The following is a 4423-nucleotide window of genomic DNA, read 5'->3' as shown; positions in this document are numbered from 1 at the left end:
GGAGTACTCTCTCTCGAAAATCTTATCTCCAGCCGGCATGTAAGTGGTCAAATGCGAACCGCCTGTAAATGCAGGCAACGGCTTTCCATCAACTGGAATCAACTCGAACTGTTTCACGAATGGAGTTTCTTGAATGATCTTGTTTACTTTCATTTGAATATTTCCTACTACCCGCATGATGATCAGCTCCCTACTTCTTCTTTTCCGATCGGGATGTATGGGTAACCAATATAACCTTCCCGTACGATTGAATAAAAAGGACCTATTTCAAGACTGGCTTTGCAATGGTCACATTCTGCAATTTCTGCTTCTTCTTCGACTTCCGACACTTCGAAACATTTCATGCAATATACGTATCGTCGTTTAGGCCCGATAATCACCGTCTGGATCTCAGCTTCTGATAGACCAGCCTCCACTCCGAGCGAGAAGATCATCACGGCATTGTTCCATGCAGCCGCAATATAAAATTGGGTGCCCATCTTTTGTGACAGGATGACTCTCTTAATCTCCTCTTTATCTTCCATTCCGTTAATGGATAGACATTCAACAGGCACTGTACCTGCAATTTCAGAAGTGAAACTTTTCGCCTGATCATATCCGGCTTGATCGGAAATGACGACAAACTTTCTTCGTTCATTCCGAGGGGTAAATTTGTTTACGATCGTAATGGATTTATCAAACAATACTGGACTATTGTACAAGGCCCTATCCTCCTACTTATTGTTTATCTTCGCTTTTTTCTTTTCATCGATACTCCTCAAATATTCGACCGATTGTGGTAGGAATGGGGCAATTCCTTTGTATTCAGCCATTGGCCCGGGAATATCCTGCAGTACGCTATATGTTAGATCAAACCACTCCTGGCGCAATGTCAAATCCTCTAGCGGCAGGAATTGAGTATTCAATACGAATAGAATGGCGTTGCATCGTGGCATGCGATAAAATTTTTGTTCTTCAACACGTAAACGAACAAGTTTACCTGCATTTTCCGGTGTTATTTCAGAACGTTGCGGTCCCCARACATCCATCGTTTCATAGTTAACATCCCAACGGTCCGCCATCAGGTTCCAATTGATGCGTGTCCATGGCTTTCCTGGCTCGATGGATAATAAAAACTTACGAACGCGATCTGCGAGTTCATCACCTTTCCGTGATACGAATGGAACAGGTGCATGTATCTCATCAAAGGACATCCCTTTATTCCAGTTAGCCGAGAAGAGTGCAGCGTATGAAACTTGACCCACTTCCAAATAGAAATTACTATCGCGATGAACCATTAAAACAAAATCATTATGGAAATGGCGGCCTATATAGTCAAGCGGCTCATTTGGGAGCGTGCTGGCATCGCCATACACGAATGAATCGGTTTCCCCGAAAATGTGGTTCTTGAAAGTCCATTTGTCCCCATCTTTAATGACCTCGAAATGCTCCGGATAGCGATCAGCTGCCATGTCAATCAGCATTTCCAATACTTCCCATTGCATTTCCATTGTGTGTGAAAAAGATTGAAACCTTATATGCGGCTGTTCTTCAAGGAGACGACGCTTCGTTTCCACTTGGAGTTTGTATTCTGGTGTAACTTCAATACAGTTAACGTTTGAGAGTTTTTTCAAGTCGTTTGAATAACGATAGTTACCTGAAGTGAATGGAAATGGGAATGTATCTAAATCTGTTGTTTTGAAATCTAAACTTTGTGTAAACATTGAACAATCTCCTCTCGTTCCCTAGATTCTTTAAAGTGAGTTTTTTTCTACTTAGCTTCCTTTAATTCCATGGATGGACGCACAATGTCAACTTCATAACGGAAAATGTATTTAGATGAAACATAGTAGGTGACTAAAGCGACAAAGTATGTTGGAATTCCGGCAGCTGTATAAAGGAAAAAGTCACTTGCTTCAAAAGTCAATGGATTATAGAGTGCCCAGTAAACGATCGTTCCAATGACCACCGTGAGAACGGCAGACGGGTTAATGCCTTTCCAATAAGTATAAGAGCCTTGTGTGTCATACAAATCCCTTATTGAAATGCGTTGGCGCTTTACAAAAAAGTAATCTGCCACGACAATGCCGCCAAGTACAGCCATAATGAAGGAAATGACAGCAATGAATGAGCCAAATGCATCGTAGAACGTTGAGCTTAGAAGTAAGAATATAGTCGGTACGGTCGTTCCCATCGCAATCATCCATGATTTTTTCGGGAATACAGTTTTAAAGCTGACAGCTTGTGAGTACATAAGGAAAATGGCTGCACCGACATTCCCTACCGAAAGTAAAATCAAGCCAATGAAGCCGCCCCAACTTCCTGCGATGGAAAACATCCAGTCAGAAGGATTAAGTGAACCAGCGACTAATGCAGCAAGGGCCCCAACTAAAGCAGCGATACAGACGATGATTCCATAGCTGTAGAATCCCGCTTTAAATGCGCCTCCTTCTGTTTTGGACAAACGGCTGTATTGGCCAAGATACGGAAGCCATGAAAAGCCGAGACCGATATTTAATTCCAGGGCTGTCGCGAATTAACGAGAAGTCGTTTCAAAGGGTTCAGAAGGAAGTATATGGGCAACTTTCGTGAATCCCTGTCCAAACAAAACAATTGCGAGAAGGCCAAACATGAGAACCATAAAAACCGGCACGGCCACTGCGGTATATTTTTGAATCGCTACCGGTCCCCTCACGGTTACAAGAAATGCACAGATAAAGAGTAATATCGAGAAAAACGGCGCCCCCATTGCTTGACTTGAAAAAATCGCGGGCATCCCCAGCCAATTAGCAGCCTCTGCCAACGCCTGGCCGGACATAAAGAGCGCAATGGAAATGTAGCCGAGGGTTAAAATAAGAAAAACAAAGAAAAAGATATTGGATCCTAAATAACCAAGTGAACTTCGAAACCCTACAAAAGTGTCTATGCCATAACGCGCAAAATAAAGGGTAATGGGAACAATCAACAGCATAGGGAAGGCGTTACCGAATAAAATCGCTGCAAGTGACTGCTTCGCGTCAAGCATTGTACCTGTATATCCGCCAGTCAACAGCCCAAAAGATGAGAGGCCAATAACAACTTGAACTAAAATTAAATCCCGTAGGTTAAAAATCCGGTCGTTTTTACTTGCCGGTAAGAACCCAAAGGCCACATCCTTTGAAATGGAGGAATTTTCTTTGCTCACACGCTTCTCTCCCAACTATTAAAATAATGATTGTATGGCTTGGAATGAGGCTGTCATTGTTCTTCGTGACCTAAACAACATTTTAGACAAATGAATAGATTAGGTAGGCGATGATTAAAATCATGAAAAAAATAGAACCTGTCGCATCACTCCATTTCATTTTTTCGATTTTCACGGCATCTTCCTGCTCATACGCATTGATCCGCTCATTCAAATCTGAATATAGATTTTTAATAAAGGGATCTTCAGAATTGATATTCTGTTGGAACTGATTCTCTTTATTCAAAATCGCTTCTCCCTCCTTTGCAATCATGCTTTCTAGTCCCTTCTCTTTACTTATTGCAATAACCATGCCAATCAGAAAGCACTATGCTAACAGGGTTTTCAATAGGAAGAATATTCATTTTTGAAACTATTGAACAATTGTGAAATTTCTGTAATATGAAACTAGGAAGTTAAATGAAAGGCAGGTAGACATAAATGGATCACTTCACCTCTGCACTCTTGTCTATTTACGACCAGCTTATTGTGACAGATAAAAATGGCACCATCATGAAATCGACCGGAACAGGGAAAACCTTATTCCATACAATCAAATCCGCTAATGTCGGTGGTTCCATCAAGGATGTTGAACAAGATTTATTTTCCACAAGCTTGGCAGAAGAGATTATGGGCAAAAATGAGAAAAGATCTATCATGCAGTCCTCATGGCAGGGTCATGAGCTGCTGATGACGGCATACCCAATTGAATCCGGGGCATGGGTCTGGGCTTACAAAGAAATTAAAGACTCATATCCAGTTACATCAAGGGGGCAATCGGGACCATTAATGGAAGCGAAAAAGCCAACTTTTCCATTTGTGATCCGCAGTAAACCGATGCTTGATGTTCTGCATAAAATGCAAATGGTTTGTGATGTCAGCGCAACCGTCCTTTTATTGGGGGAATCCGGTGTAGGAAAGGAAATAGCCGCCAGGGCCATACATAATATGGGTAATAGAAGCGACGGACCATTTATACCTGTCAATTGCGGCGCCATTCCGGAAAACCTGATTGAAAGCGAACTGTTTGGCTATGTAGAAGGGGCTTTTACCAGCGCACGGAAAGAAGGCGCCAAGGGAAAATTCACACTGGCCCATAAAGGTATCTTATTTTTGGATGAAGTGGGCGAGTTACCGCTTAACGTACAGGTAAAACTGCTTCGTGTCCTTCAGGAACGAGTTGTCACACCAATTGGAAGTACGACCTCACACCCTGTTGAC

The 4423-nt window shown here is 42.3% G+C and carries 3 protein-coding genes and 2 pseudogenes; 1 reads left to right on the top strand and 4 read right to left on the bottom strand.

All coding sequences use genetic code 11. The features are described from left to right. Window positions 1–182 precede the first annotated feature (182 nt). The 4 genes and pseudogenes from AC1DVB_RS25430 to AC1DVB_RS25415 all read right to left on the bottom strand — a co-directional run bounded on the left by AC1DVB_RS25430 (window position 183) and on the right by AC1DVB_RS25415 (window position 3476). Complete coding sequence (locus AC1DVB_RS25430; protein WP_241634306.1) at window positions 183–701, bottom strand: hypothetical protein; 519 nt, start codon at window positions 699–701, stop codon at window positions 183–185. A gap of 12 nt (window positions 702–713) precedes the next feature. Then, the gene (locus AC1DVB_RS25425) at window positions 714–1703 is read right to left on the bottom strand and encodes a heme-dependent oxidative N-demethylase family protein (protein WP_477591542.1); all 990 of its coding nucleotides are present in this window, start codon (window positions 1701–1703) and stop codon (window positions 714–716) included. A gap of 47 nt (window positions 1704–1750) precedes the next feature. Continuing rightward, window positions 1751–3130, bottom strand: a pseudogene (locus tag AC1DVB_RS25420) (purine-cytosine permease family protein). Window positions 3131–3245: 115 nt separating this feature from the next. Continuing rightward, the gene (locus AC1DVB_RS25415; protein WP_034307744.1) at window positions 3246–3476 is read right to left on the bottom strand and encodes a hypothetical protein; all 231 of its coding nucleotides are present in this window, start codon (window positions 3474–3476) and stop codon (window positions 3246–3248) included. A gap of 554 nt (window positions 3477–4030) precedes the next feature. Here AC1DVB_RS25415 and AC1DVB_RS25410 point away from each other — a divergent pair. Then, a pseudogene (locus AC1DVB_RS25410) lies at window positions 4031–4423 on the top strand (sigma 54-interacting transcriptional regulator); the annotation flags it as partial.

This window comes from Peribacillus sp. P4_D6, from assembly GCF_056401795.1.
The sequence above is the reverse complement of the archived record's forward strand: the minus strand, read 5'-3'. Positions and strand labels throughout refer to the sequence as shown.